Consider the following 25362-nt stretch of genomic DNA (forward strand, 5'->3'; position numbering starts at 1 on the left):
AACTATGTAGGAGGAGGAGTAATAATGGATGTTGGTGTTGTATCAAGGAGTTTTCCTCAGCTTAGCAACAAAGAAACTGCAAAACTATTAGCGGAAAAAGGATTTAAGTGGACTGAGTTATGTTTTTCTCAAAGTGATTCAAATTATTGGGTATATAATGGCCGGTCAGATATGGATAGTTTATCGAATGAACGGAGTACCGAGATAGTAGAAACATATAGAACAAATGGAATTGAGGTAACTTCAATCGGTGTGTTTACAAATTTACTAGAACCGAATGAAAAGGAAAATGAAAAAAACCTTACTTATTTTGAACGTCTGATGGAAATTGCTTCAATTAATAATGTACCTTATGTATCTAGTGAGTGTGGATTTATTCCTAGTAGGAGGGGAGTAAATTCAGATACCTATGAATCTGCATTTCAAATACTTGTTGAAAATGTAAAATGGTTAGCAGATAAAGCAAAAAAATATAATGTTTCGGTTGCTCTTGAGCCATGTGTCCTAGATGTTGTTCCAAGTGCCAAACGAATGGATGATTTTATTAATCAAGTTGGCTCTGATCGCGTAAAAGTTTTGTTAGACCCGGCTAATTTAATTGCAAATAATTCAGAAGAAGAAATGTTTTCTTATTTAACTCCGCATATTGCCTATTTCCATGGTAAGGATCGCAAAGTTAATGATACATATGGTCGTGTAATAGGAGATGGAGATATTGAATGGCCTTTATTTTTTAATATGTATCATAAATATACCGAGGGTGTTCCATTTATCATGGAATATGTTAATATTGACAACTTTTGTGATATTCGTGATCGTGTAGTAAAGTTTGATGAAATGGCTGTAATGTTAAAATAGTCGATCTATATTTAATAGAACTTCGTATTTAAAAAGCAACAAATTCGACAAGTACATTTGTACTTGTCGAATTTGTTGCCATTATAGCATTACAGCTGAGTCCTTTTTATATACAACAGGGAAATCATTACCTTTAAGTATTTCACCAGCCTTCACGTTAACATGAGCTTCCATCGGATGTGATCCAGTAGGCTCATAGCGTGTATGTCCCGGCATATAGTGAACTGCGATAGCACGACGCTTCCGATCTGAACGGTTGTTTGTACCGCCGTGCCATGTTAAACAATGATGATATCCGACTTGCCCTTTTTTAATTTCAAATGGTACAGCTTTTGTGTTTACACCTTCTGGCAGGAGATCTGGTTGTTTATGGTATGGCATAAAGTTAGAATCAGTTCCTAAATATTTCTGTTGGTCACCCCACTTGTGGCTTCCTGGTACCATCCACATGCAACCGTTTTCGATTATTGCATCATCAAGGGCGACCCAAGCACTGACAAGATTAGCAGGTTGAATAATTGGCCAAGCAGGATGGTCTTGATGCCAAACAGTAGGACCTCCAGTAACCGGTGGCTTATACTGAACTTGATCATGCCAAATTCTTAATGTATCCGAACTGCATAACTGAGCAACTTCCTCACAAATTTTCTGATTACATGCATGTTGATAAAATAAATCACTCGCCATCCAAATATTTACAATTTGTACGACCGTTTCTTTTTGGGAGATTGACATTCCATAGTCGACTTCGTCATTAACAAGATTTCGGTTTAGAACTGGCTTTTTTACAGATTTTCCACTCATGACTAAATCTAATTCTTCACGAAGCTCATCAACTTCAGTGTCGCTTAGTACTACATCACCTTTGATATATCCTAATTTTTCAAACTCTTTTAATTGTTCGTTTGTTAACATTTTCTCCACCCTTTCGAATAATGATTGGTATTTTTATCTTTTTTCATTTTCAGAACCTACAAAGTGAGGATCAGTCATGGAGTTGGGATTTTGAGAATAAAGTTTGCATTGCTTGCAACTTTTACAGTTTCTATTAACCTCTTTTGAATCATCACATTTGCGTAAACCTTTTTGATCAATGCGATGGTTGATTAAAATGTTGTTTCACCTCCTGCTTTCTTTTTCTTTATTCTTTGTGTAACTATATGATAACAAGAGCAAAAAGGGTCTGTCGTTAGAATATTCGAATAAATATTTGCATTTTTCACAGATATTGTAATTTGCTAGAAAGCTAGGGAGGTAAAAATGGTTACTGATGAAAAAATTAAAATAGGTATGTTATCGATGTTAAAGCCGACGGTAAACTTCGCGAATAAAATGACTGCAGATCCTGGCCAGGTTTGGGGGCCAAGAACAATTCCTGATTGTCAGCTAATCTACATTGTTTCAGGTAAGGCAACAGTAACCCTTGGGCCAAATGTTTTTCAATTAAATCCAGGTGAGTGTTTATTTTACGGGAATAACCCACATAAGCTTGTTTCATCAAAAGACGACCCATTTACGTTTAAAAGTATTCATTTCAGTTGGGATGAGGAGTCCCCTGTCCCTAATCATCCACTTAATGGCATAAAAAACTGTTCTACAAGCGAACTGGGTGATTTAGTATCACCCTATCAAATTCTTGTAGATGAGCATGGTGAAGTAGAATTCCCAAACCATTTTATATTACCTAATGTTGAAACCTTATTTACCCAAATTATTCGTGAATATCGGTTTGAAGAACCAGGGTATACGTTTGTTATGAGAGGTTTGTTAACTCAGTTAATCACAATTATTATCAGAAATGAAATGAACGGAAAGTATTCTTCTGGAGAAAGGAGGAAAATAGCACCTGCATTGGAAGCTATTCGTAAACAGCCAAACATTAACTGGTCTTCATGTGAATTAGCGGAATTATGTGGGTATCACCCGACCTATTTTGCTTCCATATTCAGAGAAACCATTGGTTCTTCTCCTAAACATTACTTGATCCAAGAACGTATACGAAAAGCGAAACAATTATTATTAGAAGTGAAAACGATAGAAGAAGTTTCAGTAAAATTAGGATATACGAGTCTGCACTATTTCTGTAGAAATTTTAAAACAGTAACTGGTTTAACACCAACAGAATATAAAATACAAAGCCTCGAGCTTTAATATAAAGGGTTTTAGTAAATATGGCCGAATCGACCATCAAGGTGGCAGGATGGACAATGAATAATTATCTCAATTTACATAAAATTTAGTTGAATAAACAGAATAAAATTGAATAGTTTTGGAAAATGATAATCACATTTTACGGATTCGTTCTTTGTTAGAAAGTATGATAAGTGAGTTCGAAAAGTTGTTGGCTGTTCTCCTGGAAAATACAAAAATAACGTATCAAAAGAAATAATTGATGGATAAAAAGATTTGTAAAAAACGAATTTAAAAAAACGACTAATAACATAGCATTCAATTTTAGGAATTAAGTAAAATATTTTAAGGAGGAATTGATTCATGTATGAAAGTTTAGTAGTTGGAAACAGTTCACTCAATTTAGAGGTAGAATCTGGATGGGGTCTACTTCCAGAAGGTATTTCTTATGGATATACCCATGGAGTCTGTGTCGATTCAAATGACAATGTGTATGTATTTAATACTAGTAAAGATGCGGTTATCGTGTTTGATAATGAAGGGAATTTCGTAGACTCCTGGGGTGAAGAATTTGAAGGTGGTGCCCATGGTTTTTATCTTCATAAAGATGTGGACGGTCAAGAGTATTTTTATATTACAGATACTGCGCGTGCCCTAATGGTAAAAACAACCCTAAAAGGGGAAGTACTCCTTGAGGTGGGTGAGCCTAACCTCCCTGATATTTATGATCAAGAGCGACGATATATCCCAACAGATGTTTGTGTAGCACCTAACGGGGATATTTATATTAGTGATGGGTATGGTCAATATTATGTTCACCATTATGATGCAAAGGGAAATTATATTCGTTCATGGGGAGGACGTGGGAGCGAACCTGGTAAACTATTGGAGCCCCATGGTATTTCTATTAATTTACGAGGCTCTGATCCTGAAATCTATGTTGCTGATAGAAGGAATCATCGGATCCAAGTTTTTTCTTTGGATGGTGAGCACAAGCACTTTATAGATAAAGACTTAGACCTACCATGTAGTTTTTATTTCTTTGGAAAAGACATCTATATCCCTGATTTGAATAGCCGTGTGACAATACTTGATGAGCATGACCGTCTGGTATGTCATTTAGGAGAGGATCAACAAGCCTATAAGCAGAAGGGATGGCCTAATCTACCAAAAACCTATTTTCGAACAAATAGGTTTAGTTCTCCTCATGGTGTTTGTGTCAATTCACATGGCGATGTTTATGTTGTTGAGTGGATTTCGGATGGAAGAGTAACTAAGCTATCTAATACCCGATAGTCACAAAGTGAGTGGATTCCGTATATATAGTCCATTGCTCAATCCAGTTGAAATAGCAGTTAGAAATAATAATCTCTATTCATGGTATATGGTATCAGGTAGTGGAAATATTGATTAAACAAAGGTATTTGATGTTCAAAACTCTATCAAATTCACAAGAAACTCAAGTTCCAACCCGTTGAATCAATATATTATTGTTAAATCAGACTAAAGCTTCTCCTATTACCTTTAGACTATTACTACTTTAGAAGCAAATACGGATGCATTAGAAATGTACATATACCATGTACCTGATGTTTTATATAGAGTCAATTACCTATCTTAAATAAAAATCCATAAAGTTTCACTAACGGGCGCGTTTGTTTAGGAACGCGTCTTTTTCGTGTATTGGCACAGATTGCATAATGAAAAATGTTTTTAAGTTTAAACAATCAGATTAGCAGTTCAGTTCAAATAAACGAGGGATTTCTCAGCAATGGCTTGCAAATAATTCAAAGGTCATTCGTTCTACTATCAGTGAACTATGCAAGGAAGACGCTGATCACGAGCCTACCCAAAGCATTATGAGGAAAATATGAAATACTTTAAGGAAGATTGACCCTAATGTGAAGAGTGATGATTTTTTCGATATTTAGAAACTGGTTAACTGAATTACTTGGTTAACCCTATTTGTTTTCTCTCCTTTGTTTCATCATAATAAGTTCTTAAGTCATTAAAAAAAAGGAGCAAAATTTGAACTGCACCTCCAATTGTTAGTTGTGTCTAACAATTGGGGTGCAGTTCACTTGAGCTGTTCCTTTTTGTGTGTAACAACTTTAAATCTTAATATCAATCTTCGCATTTTTCTTTAACTCTTCAACCTGCTGAGCGAGTTTTTCATGCTGTTTTTGCTGCTGAATAGATTGTTCGATTTGTGGTTTTACTTCTTCAAACTTTGGAACTTCTTGTCCAGTGCTCTTTCCTTGTTCCGCATATTGATCATACGTTTTTTGAATTTCTTCATCGGTTATTTCACCAGCCGTGGCTTCTTTCTCAACGTACTGTTTAAGTTTAATATCGTCAGCTATTTGAGTTTCAAGTGTTTTCATACCCATGCCGGATTTTTTAAGAGCGGTTTTGAATTCTTTTTCTGTTTTAAATTGTTTTTTCGTTTCGTCCAGCTGCTTATTAATATCTGCCGCTGAAGCTTTATAGCCTTTTTTATCTGCCTCTTGAAGAAGAAGAGTTTGTCCGACTAAGCTGTCAATTGTTTGTTTTTTCACTTGCTCTGCAGCTTCTTTAGAAGTCGGATCTTGGCCCATTTGCTGCATTTGTCCTTGTATAGATGCTAAGGCGCTATTATAGTCGCTTCCTAAAATTTCTTTATCATTCACTATGGCAACAATTTTCTTTTCATCTACTTGCTGTCCTTCTAATTTCTTTTGCATTTCTTCCATTAGCTTTTGCTGTTCCTTCTGCTGATCGGTTTCCGCTGTTTTTACTTTATCATCATTTTTAGCTTCTTTACTTTCTTCATTTCCTCCGCATGCTGCTAAAACAACGGCCATTAGACCGGTTATTAATGTAAACATCATTTTTTTCATAATCGATCTCCTTCCTTAAGCTAGAAGTATAATATTTCCCTAAAAAATCATCTAGTGCGCATTATAAAGTAAACCTTACTAAAAAGAAACATTATGCACTCTTTTTTAAGACTTGTAACAGGATTGAAACGTTTTGTAATAATAAAAATGATGCCTGCAAAAAAGCAAATTCGAATACGATTAAGCAATTTAGTTTCTTAAAGGGGATGCCTTGCATTTATGAAAAGATATTAAGCGAGTATTCGTGAGAAAATCGTATTAAAACTGAGGGAGTTTCCGAGAGCGATAATAAGCTAGTACGTTTCTTAGTCGCTATCGGTGGTGGTGCAAAGAGAAACAATCATTCTACTTATATTGTTATAGGTATGAGTTGTACCACTTGGAAAATAAAAGCCGGCACCATCTTTGTCTTGCATGATATAATCCTTATAAGAAATCGCTTACATATAATAAGGTGAAAATTCAGAAAAAATGAGTCTTTTGAGGAGCAGGTGAAAGATGTTACTAGATAATCCATCCAAAGAACAAACGATTTTTAATCATTCGGGGAGCGAAATTAAATTAAAAGATAGAGAGATTGATATTGTCGCCCGTTTAGAAAAGCCTCTCGTTCTAGTTTTAGGGAATGTCCTAAGTAACCAAGAATGTGACGAACTCATACAACTATCTAAAGATAAAGTGCAACGCTCAAAAATTGGCGCTGCACGTGAAGTAAACAACATTAGAACGAGCAGCAGCATGTTTTTTGAAGAAAGCGAAAACGAACTTGTACATCAAATTGAAATGAGAATTTCTGATATAATGGGTTTATCCATTGAGTACGCTGAAGGCCTTCAAATTTTAAAATACTTACCTGGCCAAGAATATAAAGCACATCACGATTATTTCGCTTCTACCAGCAGAGCATCTAAAAATAATCGCATTAGTACATTAATTATGTACTTAAATGATGTCGAAGAAGGTGGAGAAACTTATTTTCCTAAGTTAGGTTTTTCGGTATCTCCCAAAAAAGGAATGGCTGTGTACTTTGAATATTTTTATAAGAATACCGAACTTAACGACCTTACCCTTCACGGAGGAGCACCTGTTGTTAAAGGAGAAAAATGGGTAGCTACTCAGTGGATGCGTAAACAAAAAGTTCGATAAAAAAATCACGCAGAGCGTGATTTTTTATTTTGCTAAGCTATGTAAATAATTCAATTTGCTCCAGACCTCTATTACGGTTTAAGGTGAAGATATTATATTATAGAAGTAGCTAATGCAAGAATCTAATGATGATCAATGTTTAGATTACAAAGTAAAAACTAGGGTGTCCGATAGTGATGTTAGAGAGTATCTGAATAAATTAGGGATTGAAAATATTAGTATGTTACAAAAAATGGAGAAAGGAGATAGAGACCGTACTTTAGCCAAACTTAAGGAATTGGAAGGTGTGACCATAAGGCAGTTATCAAGAGTAACAGGAATATCCAAAAGTGTTATTCAACGTGCTCGTTGATGTGAGGATAGGGAGGGGACGGGGGACGAAGGGACAGGAACCATGTCCCTTTTTCCTTTGTATTGTAATGCTAATTTTATTAGATCCTGAAGCTTTTTGATCGGTTAGGTTATTGAATTTCAGACTCAATCAAACTGTCTTATTATTGTGTTTTAACTCTAATATTACTAGGTTTGCAGAGGGACAAACAACCTGTCCCTTAGTCCCACCTGTCCCTCAGTCCCGCGTAAGAACAGGACCAGTCGAAGCTCTCTTTATTAAAGTAGTTGGTAATAGAATTTCTTGATAAACAGCGTCTTTGTTGTTGATTCTCCAGATTAATTGTTCAACTGCTTTTATTCCGTAGAGCTTTAGATCAATATCCATTGTTGTTATTTTTGGATTGGATATTTGTGAAAGTTGTCCATTGTCAAAATTACATACCGAGATTTGGTCGGGAATTTTGATGCCAGCGTGGTGGAGGTAGGAGCAAACAAGAAATCCAAATCCATCGTTTACACAAAACCATGCAGTGGGCTGTTTAGGTAATTTGCTCATTGAGATGCAAAGATCCTCATCTTCCTCAAGGACATCAGATAGAATAAAGGTTGGATCAATCTTTATTTCGTGGTGATGTAATGCTAAACGGTAGCCCTCTAATCTCTCATAATAGCTTGGTGAATAGGAGGTATTTCCGACAAACCCAATCTTCCTATGGCCTAACTTCAACAAGTGTTCAACTGCAGTATAAGCACCGAAGCGATTATTGGTTAGGATCGCATCTGCGTTAATATGAGGATGATGATGGTCGATTAAGATTGTAGGAATGTTAGTTGAAAGGATTTCATTAATATAGTCTGTACTTAAATGAGATAGAATTAAAATTCCATCAACCGATTTATTTTGAACAAATGACGGTAATTGACGTTCGGAAATGGCATGCTCACTGATGGGCTGGATTAATAAATGAATCCCTTGCTTCGAGAGCTCTCTCTCAATACTTAAATAGATTTCTCCAAAAAAGCTTTTAAGTGAGAAGGCAAATTCGGATGCGATGAGTGCAAAAGTCTTATTTTGTTCACTTTTCTGTAATTGATTTCGGACGGATGTATATTCATAGCCTAGCTCTCTAGCAGCAGTTTCGACTATCCTTCTTGTTTCCTCACTTACCCCTGGTTTTCCAGATAGAGCTTGTGAAACAGAATTCTTTGATATTTGTAAACGATCTGCGATATCCTGCATCGTGATCTTTTTTGCCATAGGAGCGACCAACCTTTCTATTTAAATCATTTATAGTAGGAGAGTTTCATATTTAACCTGATTTATATTACATTACAAATATAATTATGTAACGTTACAATGATAATATAATACATGACAACATAAAATGCAAATAACATTACAAATCGAAAAAATTAAAAGTAATAGGTTGACTTATCATGTAAGCGGTGCAATAATGTTGTTTGTAAGGTTACAAAAACATTTATAATCAATAAAGTAATCTTTGTAACTAAAAAAGTAATTTTAATTAAGTGAGTTTTTGTACATGACTATAGTCAATTATACTATTTCTTTTAGTAAATTTGATAGCGTTCTCAAAAAATGTACAAAACTTACATTATAGTTGGGAAGACTATTGAAAAGTCTTTCGCCTTTATAAAATAATTGGGGGTATGAAGATGAATCGTGCATTGAAAAAAGGCGCATCATTATTATTCGCAGCAACAATGGCAGTATCTGTTTTATCAGGTTGTGGAAATAAAGGCACAGAGCAAGGTGCTGGAAATGACGGTGTAACTACCATTGAATTCTGGGCGGCTCCAAACCCGACTCAGCAAGTTTATTGGGAGGCAGTAGCGAAGGAATTCGAAAAGGAAAATCCTGAGATTAAGGTCAATGTAAGTGCGATTAAAGAGAGTCCTTCATCTGAAGCAAGTATTCAATCAGCAATTGCAGGGAAAAGTGCACCAACGATGTCAGAAAATATTAATCGTGGGTTTGCTGCACAGCTTGCAGAAAGTAAAGCACTAGTACCATTAAATGAATTAGAAGGCTGGGATGAGATTGTTTCTGCTCGTCATATGACAGAAACCGTTAAGGGCTGGACGTTTGCTGATGGCAATCAATATGTTCTTCCAATTTACTCAAATCCAATGCTGTTTGGATGGAGACTTGATATTTTAAAAGAGTTAGGTGTGAATGAACCGCCTAAAACATATAGTGAAATGCTTGATGTTGCGAAGAAGCTTAAGGCGAAATATCCGGAAAAATATGTGTGGGCAAAAGCGGATTTAGCTGACCCAACAGCTTGGAAGCGATGGTTTGACTTCTTTATGCTTTATGATGCGGCATCAGAAGGAAATAACTTTATTGAAGGTAACAATTTTGTGGCTGATGATAAGGCGGGAATAAATGTTTTAACATTTTTAGATGATTTACGAAAAGAAGATGCATTATTAGCAAAACAAGTAACAGATCCATTTGAAACAGGTTTAGGCATTTTTACTGACATTGGACCTTGGACATTCACTTACTGGGCTGAAAAATTCCCGGAAATGAAATATGGTGAAACCTTTACACTTGCAGCACCTCCTGTTCCAGATGATATGTCAACTGAAAATGTAAAAACATTCGCTGATACTAAAGGGTTAGTTATTTATGCATCTGCGACAGATGAACAAAAGAAAGCGGCAATGGAATTTATGAAATGGATTTATTCAGATCCTAAGAATGACCTAGAGTGGTTAGAAAAAACAAGCTTGCCGCCAGCTCGTGATGACTTAGCAACTAATGAAGCATTTACAACGTTCTTTGAAAAAAATCCAGTATTACAGCCGTATGCAGAGGCTGTACCAAATGCCATACCTTCAATTGACAATGCGAAATACAATGAGTTGCAAACATATATCGGACAGCACGCAGTAAACCCAGTTGTTAAGGGGGAGGTAGATCCTGAAAAAGGCTGGAATGAGATGAAAAAGGCCATTGAGGGGGATCTCAAGTAATGAGAACAACTAAGAGTAATGGATTGGGCTGGCTATTTGCCAGTCCATACCTTATCTATGCAATTATTTTCTTTGCCATTCCGCTCGTGTGGTCATTGTATTTATCGGCAACCGATTGGGATTTAATATCACCAGAAATTAATTTTGAGGGCATTTCTAACTACATCAAAGCACTTCAGTCACCAGGAGTTCAAGCTGCTTTCTTTGTAACCTTTAAATTTATGGCAGTATTTGTACCACTGGTTATTGTCTCATCAATCATTGTTGCGGCAATTATTCATGGATTGCCTAAATTTAAAGGTATCTTTTTAATCGGATTTTTCCTTCCGTATTTAGCATCTGGTGTGGTTTCGTCATTAATCGTAAAAGGGCTCCTTTCCTACAATAGTCCGGTTAATGCATTTTTAAGGACGAAGCTCGGACTTGATATCGACTGGTTAGGATCACCGTTCTCAGCGTTATGTGTAGTAGCCGTTATTATCGCTTGGAAGTTTACAGGGTATTATGCCTTAATTTTAACATCAGGCTTTGAAAGTATTAATTCGGAAATTTACGAAGCAGCCGCCATTGATGGTGTTTCACCTTGGCAACGTTTTTGGAAAATTACTCTTCCGTTACTTTATCCAGCGATTTATACCGTTTTGATTTTATCAATAGGTGTGACATTTGGGATTTTCACAGAGGTTTATCAATTAACAGGTGGAGGACCAAATTACGCAACTAATACATGGCAAATGGAAATCTTTACACAAGCGTTTAAAAATCTTCAGGCTGGTTATGCGTCAGCAGTTGCAATTATTGCATCGGTTGTTACGTTTATTTCTATTTTTGTTATTCGAAAATTATTAGAAATGTGGGGGAAACGCAATGGTTGGGTCTAAAAAAAATGGATTACTCCTACGATATATCGTTGCGATTGTCTTACTAATCATCATGGTGTTTCCATATCTCTATATGGTTCTGAATTCTTTTGCGGCGTGGGATCAGGTTGATAAACGGGTGATTCCGACAGAATTTTCGTTACGTTCCTATCAGTGGCTATTTGGTGGTGGTGATGTCGCCATACCAAGACCATGGATACAAGCCTTTTTCAACAGTGTCATCGTTTCAGCAGGATCTACCGTCCTGATGATGGTGACTGGCGTCATGGTAGCGTATGCGTTGGCAAAAATGAACTTTAAAGGTCGAGAAACCGTTAATAATCTTATTTTGTTTCAAATGTTTTTCCCAGCCATCATTTTATTGGTTCCTACGTTTTTAATTGTACAAAATGTAGGTCTATATGATACGTACTGGGCGATGATCATTCCAAAGGCAATGAGCTTATGGGCGGTCTTTATGTACACAAACTTCTTCCGAGCGATTCCGGATACATTTATTGAAGCAGCGAAATTAGATGGGGCGTCTAATCTGCAAATCATGTTTAAGGTCGTCCTGCCGATGTCAAAATCAATCACAGCTGTTATTTTCTTATTCTTGTTCATGGAAAGATGGACAGAGTTATTATGGGATATGCTTGTTGTTCGAAGTGATCAAATGCTTACATTGAACGTTCTATTATCGCAAATGTTTGGTCCATATGGAGGCTATCCAGGTCCAATGTATGCTGCATCAGTGTTGTTAACATTGCCAATTATTATTCTGTTCCTTTTCTTTGCGAAGAAATTCCAAGAGGGAATGCAGTTTACCCTTAAATAAACAGCACGGAGGAAATTATGGAGAAATGGTGGAAAAAAGCCGTTTTTTATGAAGTGTATATGCCGAGCTTTGCTGATGGAAACAAGGATGGTATTGGAGATTTTAAAGGGCTCACAGAGAAGTTGGATTACTTTACGCATCTTGGGATTGATGGTTTGTGGCTGACACCCTTTTACACGTCTCCAAAAGTGGATAACGGCTATGATATCTCTGATTATTATGCGATTGATCCAGACTATGGAACGATGGCTGACTTTGAATTCTTTATTGAACAGGCACATAAACGAGGCATTAAGGTCATTGCAGACCTTGTGTTAAATCATACGTCCTCAGAACATGAATGGTTTAAGGAATCGATTTCAGATCCACATCATCCGAAGCGTGATTGGTATATTTGGAGAGATCCTGTTGAGGGAAACCCACCGAATAACTGGGAATCGTTTTTCGGTGGCTCTGCATGGGAGTTTAATGAAGAGTCAGAACAATATTATTATCATGCATTCGCCAAGGAACAAGTGGATATCAATTGGGCAAACAAAGAAGCGAAGCATGCCATGTTCGAGGTGATGGCCTTTTGGTTAAACAAAGGAATTGATGGATTTCGCCTTGATGTTATTAATTTTCTAAAGGTCAATGATACATTTAAAAACAATCCAGTCGATGAAAACAATCAGCAAACCCATCTTTATGATAAAGACCAAGCTGGGATTTTAGAGGTGATTGAAGAGATCTCAAGCTTTGTTCATCAATTTCCAGACAAGGTTCTCGTCGGAGAAGTAGGGTCAGAGGAAATTGACGTTCTCTCAACCTATAGCGGGAAAAACAAATTAGACATTGTGTTTAATTTTAATCTCGGAAGTATCCCAACCTTTCATGTGGATACGATTTTTAAACAATTACGAAAAATGGAAGACGTTCATCACGAAGATCAATTGCCAACCTTATTTTTCAGTAGTCATGATATGCCGCGTCATATTTCTCGATTTGGGGATGAAGGAATCGAGGAGGAACGGGCGAAGCTGCTTGCGACCCTTATGCTAACAGCAAAAGGTGTTCCATTTCTCTATTTTGGAGATGAAATTGGTATGCGTGATTTAGTTCATCATGACATCTCCTTAATGAAGGACATTCAAGGAGTAACAGCCTACGACCTAGCGATCGCAGCCGGAAAAAGCAAGGAAGAAGCATTAGTCATGGCCAATGAGAAAAGTCGTGATAAATCGAGATCACCTATGCAATGGGATAACTCAGAATACAGTGGATTTTCAACAGTGAAGCCATGGATTGCATTTCCGGAAATTCGTGAGGGGATCAATGTGAAAGAGCAGCTAAACCAAATTGATTCGGTTCTTTCTTATTATAAAAAGCTCCTGGAATTAAGGAGAATGCATCCAGCCTTACATCATGGCGAATATGAGTTGTTAGAAAAAAACGGTGACATGATCTATTTTATAAAGTCGGCTGAAGGGGAACGAATGATGGTCTTGATCAATTTTGGTGAGATAGAAGTTCCCTTCCCTTCAGAAGCTCATTCTGTCACTGATATTTTACTAGCAAATAAAAGGAAAAATGTAGACGGAACCATTCAGCCAGGAGAAGCGTTCATTCTATGTCTAGAGGGAGATAAAGCATGAGTAAATATATCAAATCAGAAGTAAAAACATGTGCGAACTTATTGCAAGAATTCAAACAGCAGGCACAGCCACGTCATGCTGAAAAGCTACGATTTATAGGGGTTGGAGATAAAGATGTTTACAATATTTCCGCTCCATTTGAAGATGAAGGACAGCTTGTGATTGCTGGAAGAGTAGAGTCACGAGACAGTGAGCATTCTGAGGTCCATTTCTTTGTTGAGCAAAACGGTGAATGGGCACCAAGAGAGGGTGCGCCTGTTTTTAAGCTGCAGGATCCATTTTTCACAAAAATAGCAGGAGAGCTTGTACTAGGTGGAGTCGAAATATTCCCACATCCTACGCTAGAGAATTCATTAAGCTGGCGCACAGTTTTTCTGAAAGGTGATAAGATTGCTAGCTTAACAGAATTTGCGCAGGGTCCGGATGGAATGAAGGATTTACGACTAATTGAACTAAAGGATGGTTCAATCGGAATGTTAACACGTCCACAAGGTGAAAAAGGGGGCAGAGGGAAAATCGGTTTCAGACGTCTGCCTTCTTTAGAGCAGTTAACGATCGAAGAAATTGAGAAGACACCATTGCTGGAAAATCAATTTATTGATGAAGAATGGGGTGGAGCGAATGAGGCTCACCTTTTAGCAAATGGTTTGATTGGTGTTTTAGGTCATATTGCGAATTTTGATGACGAGGGAAATCGTCATTATTACCCAATGGTGTTTGCGATTGACCCGGAGACTGGGGATTGTTCAGACATTAAGTTAATTGCGACACGATCAAATTTCCTTGAGGGACCGGCAAAACGTCCTGATTTAATCGATGTTGTTTTTAGTGGTGGCTTAGTCCGTAAACAAGACGGTACAGCTGATTTATATGCAGGTATTAGTGATGCAGACGCACAAAAAATCTCAATAGAAGATCCATTTTTAGATTATGAAAACTAAGGAGTTAATCATGAATATTTATCGCTATGAACAAAATCCATTACTTACGCCAAACGATGTATCTCCATATCATGAAGGCTTTGAAGTGATCGGTGCTTTCAATGCAGGCATCGCGAAATTTCAAGACGAAGTAATTATGCTGCTACGTGTTGCTGAACGACCAATTAGTACGGATCCCAATATCGTAAAAGCACCTGCTTATAATCCGACAACAAATGAACTGGACATTTATGAATTTCGTAAGGATGATCCAGCGTTTGATCTATCTGATCCACGTGTGATCAAGGAAACATCAAAGCAAAAATGGTCGTATTTAACGTCACTTTCTTACCTGCGTATAGCACGTAGTAAGGATGGCCGTCATTTTACAGTTGATGAAAAACCATTTGTTTATCCATCAAATAGGCACGAAACCTTCGGGATTGAAGACCCGCGAATTACCCAAATCGGTGATATGTACTATATCTACTTTAGTGTCGCATCACCAATGGGTGTAGGTGAATCAATGGTTTCGACGAAAGATTTTGAAACGGTTACACAGCATGGGATGATTTTTGCCCCTGAAAACAAGGATGTGTTAATTTTTCCTGAAAAAATCAATGGGAAATACTATGCCCTTCATCGTCCAGTGCCAAACAGCAATGGCTCTCCAGAAATTTGGATTGCTGAATCAGACAACTTATTGTACTGGGGAAACCATCAGCACCTCATTGGGTTAAGACCTGGAAAATGGGATGACGGCAGAATCGGCGGCGGTGCCGTACCATTTAAGACAGATAAAGGCTGGTTAGAGCTATATCATGGAGCAAGTCAGGACCACCGTTACTGCATGGGCGCCGTATTATTAGATCTGAACGACCCGACAAAAGTCATTGCCCGTTCAGAACGACCATTAGTAGAACCAGACGCTCCTTATGAGCAAGAAGGCTTCTTCGGTGGTGTTGTCTTTTCATGTGGAGCCCTAGTAGAAGGCGATGTTGTAAAAATGTATTACGGAGTCGCTGATACATCAATGGCTTGTGCTGAACTAAGTCTTCAGGAAATCCTTGATTCATTAAATTATTTATAAGGATAAGCAGAGGGTGACTCAAAAGGGTCTGGCCCATCCAAAAAAAGATCGTCCCTTCAAACAATTGAAGGGGCTGTATCGCGTGTTGGATGGTCTGAACTATTGGTTGAGTCACTCTCTTTTTTTGATGTGTGCCGAAATGACTAATTTCACGAAAACTTGGAATCATTCATTCTACCAAAAGAGAAAGAGGTGAGTCATTTGAAAATAAATGACGGTTGGAGAATTCATTCGTTTGATGTGGGGGCTGCAAGAGATCTTGAAGTTGCCGCACCAGAATACATTGATTATTTTTGGATGAAAGCAAAAGTTCCTGGGGATGTGCATTCTACCTTGATTGCTCGCCACATTATTGAGGATCCGTTTTTCGGACATAACGATAAAAAATGCCAATGGGTGGAGGAAAAAGTCTGGTGGTATAGAACGTCGTTTCAATTTGACGAGGAGATTGCAAAAGGCGAGCAATATGAGCTAACCTTTGAGGGCCTTGATACATATGCAACGGTTTATTTAAACGGAGTTGAAATCGGTTCAACGGAGAATATGTTTATGACTCATACTTTTGATGTAACCCGTGAGTTGAATCGAGGGGAGAATGTCCTTGCAGTAAAATTTGATCCCGTTCATGTGCATGTAAAGGAGAAATTGCAATATTATTGGTCTGGGTTTAGTAAAAAGAGAATTTGGACACGTAAGGCTCAAAGTCACTTTGGCTGGGACTGGGGACCACGATTGGTCGCTGTTGGGATTTGGAAGGATGTTCACCTCAAAAAAAGACGCCATACAAAGCTTGACTCAATTTGTGCCAAAACCGTCCACATCGGGGAAAACGAGGCAACAGTTGAGGTAGATATCGAACTGAAAGGCTATGGAAAGGCGAAGGAGTTTGAAGTCAAGGTTTTCCTTTCAGACGGTAGCGAGCAGCTTGTGGGGAAAGCAACCGTAAATGGGAAAAAAGCAAAAGTGGCCTTACAAATAAACAATCCTAAGCTCTGGTGGACACATGACCTTGGGACACCGCACTTGTATCAATTAACCGTACAGTTACACCTAGATGGAGAAGTAATTGACCGTCGGGAAGAGGAAGTTGGAATACGTACAATTGAGGTTCTTCAAAAGGATGAACAGGGTAATCATTGCTTTACCTTTGTTTTAAATGGTGTGAAGTTGTTTGCAAAGGGAGCGAATTGGATTCCGATTGACAGCTTTATTGGTGCTGCCCCGGATTCACGCTACCGTCACCTCGTTAAGATGGCGAAGAATGCCAATATGAACATGCTTCGTGTCTGGGGTGGAGGCATTTATGAAAAAGATGTCTTTTATCAAGAATGTAACCGACTTGGACTGTTGGTATGGCAAGATTTTATGTTCGCTTGTGCGCTGTATCCTGATTATAATAAAAACTTTATGGATAATGTCAGGGAAGAAATTATCCATGTCGTAAAAAGGTTAAGGAATCATCCTTGTCTTGCGATATGGTGTGGAAATAATGAAAATGATTGGCTCTATGAAGCATTGTTTTCATCTGGTGAAATCACACATCCATTCTATGGGGAAAAGATTTATCATGAATTAATGCCTGAGCTTCTAGAGGAGCTTGATCCGACACGTTTGTTTTGGCCAAGCTCACCATTTGGCGGGAATGATCATAACTCACGTGAGCAAGGTGATAGCCATAACTGGCAAGTATGGCATGGTAATCTGGAGCCTCGTCTTTTCGGACAGACGCAAGAGGTTGACTATAGTGTTGATGGTGTATCATTTAAACATTTTAAAGAGGATACAACCAAGTTTGCGAGTGAATTTGGTATGCATGCTTCCTCGAATAGATATACGCTAGAATCCAATATTCCTGCCAACCAATTTTTCTGGGGAAGCGAAGAAATGGCCTATCGCAACAAGGATATTCACCATCCAAAAGGAATATTATTAATGGAAGGATATTCAGGTGCTCCGACGAATTTGGCGGAATATATTGATTTTTCGATGCTGACTCAAGCAGAGGGCTTAAAATATGGAATTGAGCATTATCGTCGCAACAAGCCTTCTACAAGTGGAGCGCTATTTTGGCAACTAAACGATTGTTGGCCGGGTACAAGCTGGTCTGTCATCGATTATTACCTGCTACCAAAAGCATCTTATCATTATGCGAAAAAGTTCTTTTCACCAATCCTTTTAACGATTGACCATCACCAAGGGGAAAAGCTCGATATTTGGGTCGTGAATGAACGACTTGAGGACTATGAGGATGTAGTAGAGCTAGCAGTCTATGATTTTACTGGTGAAAAAGTACATGCCTTTGAACAATCTGTATTGGTTAAGGCAAATGAAGCGACATGTGTGGCATCGTTCTTCGAAGCGGATGTAATACGTGGAGTTGATCCTTCACAATCTATCATTGTTTTGTCTTCGAAAACCAACCGTACAGAGGATAACTACTATTATTTCCGAGATCACAAAGACCTGAACCTACCAAAGGCTAAATTTTTTGTTCAAGTTGATGAAGAAAAACAAGAAGTGAAAATAGAAACGAATGCTTTTGCACGCATGGTTAAGATTGAGATCGACGTTGAAAAAGCTGTGATAAGTGATAACTTCTTTGATTTACTACCAAACAACAGAGTCACAATTACGATCAATCAAGCGGATGGGAAAAGCATTCCGTGGGATACACTTAAAATATCTGCAATAAATAGCTAACTTCCTTTTGTGGAAGAGAGGGGGGAACAGACATGAACAATATGAAGAACATCTATCTGATTTCTGGTCCTTGTGGAGTCGGGAAATCAACTGTTTCACAGGAAGTCGCACGCATGATCGAGCGGAGTGTTTTAATTGAGGGGGATTTACTCAATGAGATGATTGTCGGTGATTCTGAGCTATCTTGGGAAGAACGCCTTGAAATTAATTGGAACAACATTCTCTCCTTAACTAAGAATGTTGTTCAGTATGACTATCATGTCGTCATCGATTATGTCGTTGAAACTGAGTTAGAATGGTTTATTCAGCAACTTTCAGATCTGAATGTCCAAATTAAATATGTAGTATTAAGGGCAGATGAGGCCAAATTAAACGAACGTTTGGTTAAAAGAGGAGATCCACACTTAATTGATCGCTCGTTATTCCTGTTGAATCAGTTTGAATCTTCTAGCCTGCACCGGCGTTATTTATTAGATGCGACAGATAGGGAGCCTTTTGAGGTTGCGGAGGAGATTGTTTTAACGACGGTGCCTGTTATCACTTAGTTTGGGGTGCCTGTCACCACCCGAAGTTTGTCGAATATTTCGCAGTTTTTGCAAGCCCCTTCTATCTTAGGTAGAGGGGTATTTTTCTAGATGGATAAATGAGGTGCTTTAATATGTCTGTTGAAAAAGCAAAGGTGTTAAGGAAGTACAAGATCAATGATTGGCATTTCTTAGGTAGGGGAATGGAAGCTGAGGTTTATTCTTACGGCAAGGATAAAGTGTTTAAATTATATAATCATATGTCCAGTTTTAAGAAGCAGGAACTGTTAAAACGCTTCTATGCATCAATTGATTCCAGTGCTGTCAGTTATGCATTTCCATATGTGTATGATATCTATAAAGAAGGAGATATCGTCGTAACGATTGAAAAACGAATTCAAGGGGAGAATATGCAACGTCTATTGCCTAAGCTTTCCTTTGACGAAATGACCGCCATAATGGAAAAGAGTCTTGGTGCACAAATAGAAATGAGGTCTGTAAAACTAAGCCCAAATTTTGAGGGATACCAGTTATTTCATGACGATCCTATTCAAGCAGAGGCAAAGAAGGATTGGCATGGATTTTTAAAACAATACCTGTTGAAAAAACAAAATGAGGTTGAGAAGTTTCTTTCAAAGGATGTTGTCAATTACAAAGAAAAATTAACTGTATTGCATACTCTTTTATCATCTGAATATCAAGGTGATTATACATTAATTCATGGAGACTATTATCCTGGGAATCTGCTATTCGATGGGGAAGGTAAAATTACGGGCTTAATCGACTTCGGATTAATGACAATGGTTGGTGATTACCTATTTGATGTTGCTATTGGATGGGTGTTGTTTGATATGTATGATGAATTAAAAGCAAATGTATTGGATAGATACCTTCAGATTATTGTTACGACGCTAGGTGAAGAAGTAAGAGAAAAGCTCTATTTTTATGTCTTGTTATATAGTGTTTTTTCAGCAAATGTCTATTCCAGTGATTGTAATGACGGACATTATCAATGGTGTGTGCGAAACTTAAACAATAGGGATATACTGGGAATAATTTGGCGTGCCTGTCACCACCCGATTTAGAGTCAATCAAACTGTCTAATTTATGTACTTTATTATTAGGTTTGTAGAGGGACAAAAAACCTGTCCCCTTGTCCCGCCTCAACTTAACCCTTTTGTAACTGCGAAGGAAGCATCTGGATCGATTGATTTAATGTGTCGAGCTTGCTTTCGATTCGATTTAGTAAATATAATGTGACGACGATCGGGAAGCCGACATCACTAATCATGGTTAACCATTGTTCCATCTTTTTACACCTCTTTCAATTGAAATTATAGAAATGGGCCGACAGGAATAAACTTGTCAGCCTTATTCGCAATTATTTATCCAAGAGTGATTTCCGTTACATTACGATCTATAATTCTTGCCCCTTTTTTTGAAACAAATTCTCCATCAGTTGAAATGAAAATATTTGCTGATAAGATTTGATCCATTGCTGTATTTAACGCAATTTGATCAACTGGTTCAACTGGAGAGTCCACACTGATTTTCACTGTTTTCCCTGCAGTGTTTAAAAATTGAAGCTCTAGTGTTTTCGCCATTTTTTCTTTCCCTCCTTTCTTGGATTGAAGGAAAGGAGATCTGAATCACTCCATTTCCTTCGGGTAGTAGTTGTGTTTACATGTTTCTGGTGTTACGCATAAATTTGATTTGTGTCGTTACGCTCAACTGATGCTAGTGTTTCTGTTTGTAAGCTTACAATTGCTTGTGCTGCTTGAAGCAATTGGTCAGGTGTTGCTGATGTTTTGACATTGTTGTAGTTTTTACGTTTAGTCACTGCTTTTCCATTCTCATCCACTCCCATATCGAAAACTAGGCTTAATTGAGAATCTAGTAATGTTGCAACTGCCATGCTCTCACCTCCTTTCACTCTTTATATATAGAGAAAGGGGGAGGAGAGTAGCGTTGAGTTTGAAAATTTTTTTAGGTGCCTGTCACCACCCGAATTTTGTCGAAGGTTGGTAGGTTATTAGTTTTAGTAGGCAACGAAAATATTAACCCCTGGAGAGTTTCAGGAGAGTGGATTCATAATTCCACAATCACACTGCATATAATTCTATATTGGAGAAAAATAGAGGGAAGGCGGGTGAGAATATTGAACAAGAGCTATCTTAGACATGAAATTGATTTCTACCGTGCGATCATACAGGAAACAAATGACCCTTATTATTGGTATTATTTAGCGGATGCGCAAGTGAGAGCAGGCTACAGGTCAGAAGCACTGCATACAATCTCACAGGCCTTGTTATTACAAAATCCGTATCCTTCAAGGCAATCTCTGCTAAATATGCAAGCGTGGCTTCAGTCTCCTTCATATAGAGAAACAAATCAGAATAAGAAAACCATAGTGGTTGCTAAGCAAGGTGATATCGACGGAGACGGGATAATCGACAAGGTGTTTCTTACCGCAAACAAAACACCTGATAGTCCCTTTTGGCAAAATATCACGCTCGTCGTCCAAAATGGGAAAACAAATCGATACAGTCAAATAGAGTTGAAGGAAAACTCGGGGTACAATCCGACTCTCTTTCTCGGTGATTTTACCGGGAATAAGGTAGATGATATCCAGGTGGTCATTGATACAGGAGGGAGTGGAGGTGCGGTTTATGCCTATATCTTTTCATTTATGAACGGTGAAATGAGAGAGATTTTTAATTTTGAAAAGTTTAATGAAACGTATCAATATGATGTGAATTATGAGAATGACTATAAAGCGAATGTGATTAGTCGCAACCTGAAAATAAAGTATATTCTTGACCTTACTTACAAGGGAAAGGACTATTTATCTGAAATTTATTATGAAAATGGTCAATTGAAGGAACCGATACAAGGGTGGGTGAATCCTTTATCTGGCTTGTATCCAATTGATTTTAATCGGGATGGGACGTATGAGCTTGATGCCTATCAGCGGATTGCTGGAAGATATAATGCAGACGGTCTTGGATTTGTCGAGACTGTATTGAAGTGGAATGGGCAGGGTTTTGGTGTTGATAGGCAGAATGTTGCTGTTTTTGGTGGAGAGATTTGAGTGCCTGTCACCACCCGAAATTTGTCGAAAAGAGAGGGCTGCCATTTGAAAAAGTCAGCTCTCCTTTTGGTATTCTAATTTTAAAATAAATCTTCTTCATCAATTTTCATGTCTTTATAATAATACTTCATGTCATTCTCATTGATTTCCCTCATTACCCTGCAAGGGCTTCCTATTGCTATTACGTTGCTAGGAATATCTTTGGTAACGACACTCCCAGCGCCGATTACTGAATTTTCCCCAATACGAACTCCAGGTAAGATAATTGCACCTGCACCAATCCAAGCATTATCCTCAATGACCACTGTGAGGTTAAACTGTGCTGATTTTCTCCGCAATTCTGGATGAATCGGATGAGTTCCGGCATCAATAGTCACATTAGGACCAATTAATACATTATTGCCTATATAAATATCGGTGTCATCTACCAATGTCAGGTTAAAATTTGCGTAAACATCATTTCCTAAATGTGTATGTCGTCCCCAGTTTGCATTAAGTGGTGGTTCGATATAAACGTTGTTACCTACTTCGGCAAAAAGTTTATGTAAAAATTCCTTTCTCTTCTCTACTTCGGAAGGTCTAGTGTGGTTAAAATCATATAACACCTCTAGACATTGCATCTGTTCTTTTATTAAAGCTTCATCATTACAGCAATATAATTTCCCGTTTTTCATTTTTTCCCTGATTGACATATATACTTACACTCCTATTCTTTCAATATTTTATGGATTTCTCAATCTGTGTCCATCTTAATTTTATATTAGCCATAAGAAAATATTTACAATAACTGTAACCTACCTTTTAATACGTTTGCATAAAAACGGACAGGAGCCAAATCCTTGATACATATGGATTTGGCTCTTTTGTCTACAATCTGAGAGTTAAAACCGGTGATGGTTTTTAGCTCTTTTTGTTATGCGAACGAAATGGTTTTACGATTTTCAAATTTTGGAATCCAGTCACCGTGTGCTTCAATTAAATCATCGCACATCGCAATGATGTCGTCCATTGATAATTCAGCGGCCGTATGAGGGTCAAGCATTGCTGCCTGATAGATATGTTCTCTCTTTTTCGTTACCGCTGCTTCAATTGTTAAGAGCTGTGTATTAATATTTGTACGGTTAAGGGCTGCTAACTGTTCTGGAAGATCTCCTACATAGCAAGGACTTATTCCGCTGCGGTCAGCAACACATGATACTTCAACAACAGCTTTTTCCGGTAAATTGCTAATTAAGCGTCCTGTATTTAAAATATTGCCACCAAATTTAAATGGAACATTCGTCTCTATCGCTTCAATAATGCGGGAACCATATTCGTGAGAACGAGTATGGGTAAGTTGTGCATTGTTGACCATCTCGTCGCGCATTTTGTCCCAGCGTTCAATTTGTTCTACACAACGACGCGGGTACTCATCAAGAGGGATATTGAATTTCTCAATTAATTCTGGATAATTGCGTTTAATGAAGTACGGATGATACTCGGCATTATGCTCAGATGATTCCGTTACGTAATATCCGAATTTGTCCATTAATTCGAAGCGGACCATATCATCGTGTTTCGTTTGTTGTTTTTCTCTAGCACGGCGTTTAATTTCTGGATATAAATCTTTGCCGTCGCGTTTGATCTCAAGGAGCCAGGCCATATGGTTAATACCGGCGATTTTTTCTTCGACTCCTTCATGATCCATTCCTAAAGCTTTAAACAGGTGTTCACTGCAAGCTTGTACGCTGTGGCATAATCCGACTGTTTTGACATTTGAATAACGCAGCATTGCACCTGTTAATGTTGCCATCGGATTTGTGTAGTTTAAAAATAGGGCATCCGGACAAACCTCTTCGATATCCTTGGCGAAATCCCACATAACCGGAATGGTACGAAGCGAACGGAAAATTCCGCCAATCCCGATTGTGTCGGCAATTGTTTGGCGAAGGCCATATTTTTTAGGGATTTCAAAATCTATTACTGTGCTTGGCTTATAGCCACCGACTTGAATGGCATTTATAATGTATTTTGCTCCTCTTAATGCTTCTTTGCGATCAGTATAGGCTTTTACTACTACATTTGCCTGTAAGTTTTGTTTTAAATTGTTTAACATATTTTCGGAATCTTTCAAGCGTTGTTCATTAATATCAAATAATGCGAACTCGAACCCGGCTAATGCCGGAACATACATACAGTCACCAAGAACATTTCTTGCGAAAACTGTACTTCCGGCCCCAATAAACGTGATTTTTGACATAAATTTACCTCCTGTAAAGTGAAGCTGGGACTGTCCATTTAATCTTCCTGTAAGTAAAAAATTGTTTTGGAAACAAAGTGCTGTCCCGTATTCAACTTTGTGTTTTTTGTTGTTATAATAATATTAATTCGCTTTCATAATAACAGCAATGGTAAGTTAGTGCGATTGGAGGGTAAAATATTGTCTTCGACTTATGGAGAGAAACATGTGAAGGATTATGGAACGTGCGGTTTTCTTTTTCAAGATGCGCTTCCTAATGATGTGGCGAACATTTCAGTGATCGGTCGGGAAGAAAAAATGCCCGGTACAATCTATGATTGGCATGGATTAAAGCGGAGAGATGTTGGCACGTATGTGTTTCAATATACTCTGTCAGGATCAGGTGGGCTTGATATAGACGGTAAGAGTTATTCATTGAAGGCGGGGGAAGCATTCATTGTCGAGATCCCCAGCGATCATCGTTATTACTTTCCGAAAGATAGCCAAGGATGGGAGTTTATATTTATTACGTTAGTGGGAAGAGAAGCCGCCGAGTGCTGGCGGTTTATGAAAGAACAGAGTGGCCCAGTCTTGAAAGTACCTCCGGATTCAAAGCTGATTCAGCTTTTGCTGAAAATCTATCAAGACATATATGATCAAAAGATTACAGACGCATATTATGCCTCTGCAAAAGCTTATGAGTTTATTATGGAGTGTTACCGTTGCATAAGGAATATTGAAAAAGCAACGAAAGATTTCTCTCTCCAGATTACAAAAGCCTTATCCTTTATCCAAACACATTATCATGAACCGATCACACTCGACGAAATAGCGGCCGTATCTGGTTTCTCAAGATATTACTTTATTAAGCAGTTTCAACACCAACTAAATATGACACCTGTGCAATACCTTACTAAAATCAGGATTCAAAAAGCGGCTGAGCTTCTTCGTTCAACGAGCTCCTCTGTAACAGACATTGCTGCCCGGGTGGGGTATGCAAATGCCAACTATTTCAACAAAGTCTTCCGCAAAGTGGTTGGTGTATCCGCCGGGACGTTTCGTGACAGTAAAGACGTTGTCGGAATTGATCATTTGATCATTGATTAAGCTTATGGCAATATGCATTGCTTGGTAGAAA

The 25362-nt window shown here is 38.0% G+C and carries 24 protein-coding genes; 16 read left to right on the forward strand and 8 right to left on the reverse strand.

Annotated features, from left to right (window positions below; genetic code table 11):
• The first annotated feature begins 24 nt into the window (after positions 1 to 24).
• Entirely contained in the window at positions 25 to 858 is an 834-nt protein-coding gene (locus WCV66_RS05465; protein WP_338788186.1) for a sugar phosphate isomerase/epimerase family protein, read from the forward strand.
• An 81-nt stretch (positions 859 to 939) separates the two neighbouring features.
• On the opposite strand, the gene WCV66_RS05470 is transcribed toward WCV66_RS05465, so the two are convergent.
• Positions 940 to 1773: a phytanoyl-CoA dioxygenase family protein gene (locus WCV66_RS05470; protein WP_338788187.1), complete on the reverse strand. Its 834-nt coding sequence runs from the start codon at positions 1771 to 1773 to the stop codon at positions 940 to 942.
• Between the two features lie 345 nt (positions 1774 to 2118).
• On the opposite strand from WCV66_RS05470, the gene WCV66_RS05475 reads away from it, so the two are divergent.
• Both WCV66_RS05475 and WCV66_RS05480 read left to right on the forward strand, forming a co-directional pair.
• Complete coding sequence (locus WCV66_RS05475) at positions 2119 to 3009, forward strand: AraC family transcriptional regulator (protein ID WP_066329559.1); 891 nt, start codon at positions 2119 to 2121, stop codon at positions 3007 to 3009.
• 342 nt (positions 3010 to 3351) lie between these two features.
• Positions 3352 to 4284, forward strand: coding sequence for a 6-bladed beta-propeller (locus WCV66_RS05480; protein WP_338788188.1), 933 nt, complete (start codon positions 3352 to 3354; stop codon positions 4282 to 4284).
• A gap of 815 nt (positions 4285 to 5099) precedes the next feature.
• On the opposite strand, the gene WCV66_RS05485 is transcribed toward WCV66_RS05480, so the two are convergent.
• Positions 5100 to 5867, reverse strand: coding sequence for a SurA N-terminal domain-containing protein (locus WCV66_RS05485; RefSeq protein WP_338788189.1), 768 nt, complete (start codon positions 5865 to 5867; stop codon positions 5100 to 5102).
• Between the two features lie 498 nt (positions 5868 to 6365).
• Here WCV66_RS05485 and WCV66_RS05490 point away from each other — a divergent pair, with 498 nt between their 5' ends.
• Complete coding sequence (locus WCV66_RS05490; protein ID WP_338788191.1) at positions 6366 to 7013, forward strand: 2OG-Fe(II) oxygenase; 648 nt, start codon at positions 6366 to 6368, stop codon at positions 7011 to 7013.
• A gap of 112 nt (positions 7014 to 7125) precedes the next feature.
• Positions 7126 to 7365: a hypothetical protein gene (locus tag WCV66_RS05495; protein ID WP_338788192.1), complete on the forward strand. Its 240-nt coding sequence runs from the start codon at positions 7126 to 7128 to the stop codon at positions 7363 to 7365.
• 216 nt (positions 7366 to 7581) lie between these two features.
• Here WCV66_RS05495 and WCV66_RS05500 read toward each other — a convergent pair whose 3' ends face one another.
• A complete protein-coding gene (locus WCV66_RS05500; protein ID WP_338788194.1) occupies positions 7582 to 8604 on the reverse strand; it encodes a LacI family DNA-binding transcriptional regulator in 1023 nt (340 codons plus the stop codon).
• Positions 8605 to 9023: 419 nt separating this feature from the next.
• On the opposite strand from WCV66_RS05500, the gene WCV66_RS05505 reads away from it, so the two are divergent.
• The 9 genes from WCV66_RS05505 (at position 9024) to WCV66_RS05545 (ending at position 20000) form a co-directional block, all read left to right on the forward strand.
• Entirely contained in the window at positions 9024 to 10349 is a 1326-nt protein-coding gene (locus WCV66_RS05505) for an ABC transporter substrate-binding protein (protein ID WP_413789630.1), read from the forward strand.
• A complete protein-coding gene (locus WCV66_RS05510) occupies positions 10349 to 11230 on the forward strand; it encodes a carbohydrate ABC transporter permease (protein ID WP_066329543.1) in 882 nt (293 codons plus the stop codon). The genes WCV66_RS05505 and WCV66_RS05510 overlap by 1 nt, the downstream gene beginning before the upstream one ends.
• Positions 11217 to 12047, forward strand: a complete 831-nt coding sequence (locus tag WCV66_RS05515; RefSeq protein ID WP_066329536.1) for a carbohydrate ABC transporter permease — start codon at positions 11217 to 11219, stop codon at positions 12045 to 12047. The genes WCV66_RS05510 and WCV66_RS05515 overlap by 14 nt, the downstream gene beginning before the upstream one ends.
• Before the next feature lie 17 nt (positions 12048 to 12064).
• Entirely contained in the window at positions 12065 to 13681 is a 1617-nt protein-coding gene (locus tag WCV66_RS05520; RefSeq protein WP_338788196.1) for an alpha-glucosidase, read from the forward strand.
• Positions 13678 to 14622, forward strand: a complete 945-nt coding sequence (locus tag WCV66_RS05525) for a DUF1861 family protein (RefSeq protein WP_338788197.1) — start codon at positions 13678 to 13680, stop codon at positions 14620 to 14622. The genes WCV66_RS05520 and WCV66_RS05525 overlap by 4 nt, the downstream gene beginning before the upstream one ends.
• Positions 14623 to 14632: 10 nt before the next feature.
• Positions 14633 to 15691 (forward strand): glycoside hydrolase family 130 protein, encoded by a 1059-nt coding sequence (locus tag WCV66_RS05530; protein WP_338788198.1) that lies wholly within the window; start codon positions 14633 to 14635, stop codon positions 15689 to 15691.
• A gap of 201 nt (positions 15692 to 15892) precedes the next feature.
• Positions 15893 to 18391 (forward strand): beta-mannosidase, encoded by a 2499-nt coding sequence (locus tag WCV66_RS05535; RefSeq protein ID WP_338788199.1) that lies wholly within the window; start codon positions 15893 to 15895, stop codon positions 18389 to 18391.
• Between the two features lie 32 nt (positions 18392 to 18423).
• The gene (locus tag WCV66_RS05540) at positions 18424 to 18936 is read left to right on the forward strand and encodes an AAA family ATPase (RefSeq protein ID WP_338788200.1); all 513 of its coding nucleotides are present in this window, start codon (positions 18424 to 18426) and stop codon (positions 18934 to 18936) included.
• A gap of 113 nt (positions 18937 to 19049) precedes the next feature.
• The gene (locus tag WCV66_RS05545) at positions 19050 to 20000 is read left to right on the forward strand and encodes an aminoglycoside phosphotransferase family protein (RefSeq protein ID WP_338788201.1); all 951 of its coding nucleotides are present in this window, start codon (positions 19050 to 19052) and stop codon (positions 19998 to 20000) included.
• An 83-nt stretch (positions 20001 to 20083) separates the two neighbouring features.
• Here WCV66_RS05545 and WCV66_RS05550 read toward each other — a convergent pair whose 3' ends face one another.
• From WCV66_RS05550 to WCV66_RS05560, 3 genes are all read right to left on the reverse strand, one after another.
• A complete protein-coding gene (locus tag WCV66_RS05550; RefSeq protein ID WP_338788202.1) occupies positions 20084 to 20224 on the reverse strand; it encodes a YvrJ family protein in 141 nt (46 codons plus the stop codon).
• 76 nt (positions 20225 to 20300) lie between these two features.
• Entirely contained in the window at positions 20301 to 20519 is a 219-nt protein-coding gene (locus WCV66_RS05555; protein WP_338788203.1) for a DUF2922 domain-containing protein, read from the reverse strand.
• Positions 20520 to 20611: 92 nt separating this feature from the next.
• Entirely contained in the window at positions 20612 to 20830 is a 219-nt protein-coding gene (locus WCV66_RS05560; protein ID WP_338788204.1) for a DUF1659 domain-containing protein, read from the reverse strand.
• A 435-nt stretch (positions 20831 to 21265) separates the two neighbouring features.
• Between WCV66_RS05560 and WCV66_RS05565 the strand changes: the two genes are divergently transcribed.
• The gene (locus WCV66_RS05565; protein ID WP_338789403.1) at positions 21266 to 22006 is read left to right on the forward strand and encodes a VCBS repeat-containing protein; all 741 of its coding nucleotides are present in this window, start codon (positions 21266 to 21268) and stop codon (positions 22004 to 22006) included.
• 80 nt (positions 22007 to 22086) lie between these two features.
• Here WCV66_RS05565 and WCV66_RS05570 read toward each other — a convergent pair whose 3' ends face one another.
• Both WCV66_RS05570 and WCV66_RS05575 read right to left on the reverse strand, forming a co-directional pair.
• Entirely contained in the window at positions 22087 to 22698 is a 612-nt protein-coding gene (locus WCV66_RS05570; protein WP_338788205.1) for a sugar O-acetyltransferase, read from the reverse strand.
• Positions 22699 to 22919: 221 nt separating this feature from the next.
• Positions 22920 to 24245, reverse strand: coding sequence for an alpha-glucosidase/alpha-galactosidase (locus tag WCV66_RS05575; RefSeq protein ID WP_338788206.1), 1326 nt, complete (start codon positions 24243 to 24245; stop codon positions 22920 to 22922).
• Positions 24246 to 24425: 180 nt separating this feature from the next.
• On the opposite strand from WCV66_RS05575, the gene WCV66_RS05580 reads away from it, so the two are divergent.
• Entirely contained in the window at positions 24426 to 25331 is a 906-nt protein-coding gene (locus WCV66_RS05580) for an AraC family transcriptional regulator (RefSeq protein ID WP_338788207.1), read from the forward strand.
• Positions 25332 to 25362 lie beyond the last annotated feature (31 nt).

This window comes from Metabacillus rhizosphaerae, from assembly GCF_037201795.1.
Lineage (GTDB): Bacteria > Bacillota > Bacilli > Bacillales > Bacillaceae > Metabacillus > Metabacillus rhizosphaerae.

Excerpts from the sequence above, each read along its gene's own strand:
- WCV66_RS05510 (WP_066329543.1), top strand. The coding sequence starts at position 10,349 with ATGAGAACAACTAAGAGTAATGGATTGGGCTGGCTATTTGCCAGTCCA.
- WCV66_RS05525 (WP_338788197.1), top strand. The coding sequence starts at position 13,678 with ATGAGTAAATATATCAAATCAGAAGTAAAAACATGTGCGAACTTATTG.
- WCV66_RS05505 (WP_413789630.1), top strand. The coding sequence starts at position 9,024 with ATGAATCGTGCATTGAAAAAAGGCGCATCATTATTATTCGCAGCAACA.
- WCV66_RS05465 (WP_338788186.1), top strand. The coding sequence starts at position 25 with ATGGATGTTGGTGTTGTATCAAGGAGTTTTCCTCAGCTTAGCAACAAA.
- WCV66_RS05575 (WP_338788206.1), bottom strand. The coding sequence starts at position 24,245 with ATGTCAAAAATCACGTTTATTGGGGCCGGAAGTACAGTTTTCGCAAGA.
- WCV66_RS05480 (WP_338788188.1), top strand. The coding sequence starts at position 3,352 with ATGTATGAAAGTTTAGTAGTTGGAAACAGTTCACTCAATTTAGAGGTA.
- WCV66_RS05530 (WP_338788198.1), top strand. The coding sequence starts at position 14,633 with ATGAATATTTATCGCTATGAACAAAATCCATTACTTACGCCAAACGAT.
- WCV66_RS05515 (WP_066329536.1), top strand. The coding sequence starts at position 11,217 with ATGGTTGGGTCTAAAAAAAATGGATTACTCCTACGATATATCGTTGCG.
- WCV66_RS05520 (WP_338788196.1), top strand. The coding sequence starts at position 12,065 with ATGGAGAAATGGTGGAAAAAAGCCGTTTTTTATGAAGTGTATATGCCG.
- WCV66_RS05545 (WP_338788201.1), top strand. The coding sequence starts at position 19,050 with ATGTCTGTTGAAAAAGCAAAGGTGTTAAGGAAGTACAAGATCAATGAT.
- WCV66_RS05485 (WP_338788189.1), bottom strand. The coding sequence starts at position 5,867 with ATGAAAAAAATGATGTTTACATTAATAACCGGTCTAATGGCCGTTGTT.
- WCV66_RS05550 (WP_338788202.1), bottom strand. The coding sequence starts at position 20,224 with ATGGAACAATGGTTAACCATGATTAGTGATGTCGGCTTCCCGATCGTC.
- WCV66_RS05500 (WP_338788194.1), bottom strand. The coding sequence starts at position 8,604 with ATGGCAAAAAAGATCACGATGCAGGATATCGCAGATCGTTTACAAATA.
- WCV66_RS05475 (WP_066329559.1), top strand. The coding sequence starts at position 2,119 with ATGGTTACTGATGAAAAAATTAAAATAGGTATGTTATCGATGTTAAAG.
- WCV66_RS05555 (WP_338788203.1), bottom strand. The coding sequence starts at position 20,519 with ATGGCGAAAACACTAGAGCTTCAATTTTTAAACACTGCAGGGAAAACA.
- WCV66_RS05540 (WP_338788200.1), top strand. The coding sequence starts at position 18,424 with ATGAACAATATGAAGAACATCTATCTGATTTCTGGTCCTTGTGGAGTC.
- WCV66_RS05470 (WP_338788187.1), bottom strand. The coding sequence starts at position 1,773 with ATGTTAACAAACGAACAATTAAAAGAGTTTGAAAAATTAGGATATATC.
- WCV66_RS05490 (WP_338788191.1), top strand. The coding sequence starts at position 6,366 with ATGTTACTAGATAATCCATCCAAAGAACAAACGATTTTTAATCATTCG.
- WCV66_RS05560 (WP_338788204.1), bottom strand. The coding sequence starts at position 20,830 with ATGGCAGTTGCAACATTACTAGATTCTCAATTAAGCCTAGTTTTCGAT.
- WCV66_RS05565 (WP_338789403.1), top strand. The coding sequence starts at position 21,266 with ATGCAAGCGTGGCTTCAGTCTCCTTCATATAGAGAAACAAATCAGAAT.
- WCV66_RS05495 (WP_338788192.1), top strand. The coding sequence starts at position 7,126 with ATGCAAGAATCTAATGATGATCAATGTTTAGATTACAAAGTAAAAACT.
- WCV66_RS05570 (WP_338788205.1), bottom strand. The coding sequence starts at position 22,698 with ATGTCAATCAGGGAAAAAATGAAAAACGGGAAATTATATTGCTGTAAT.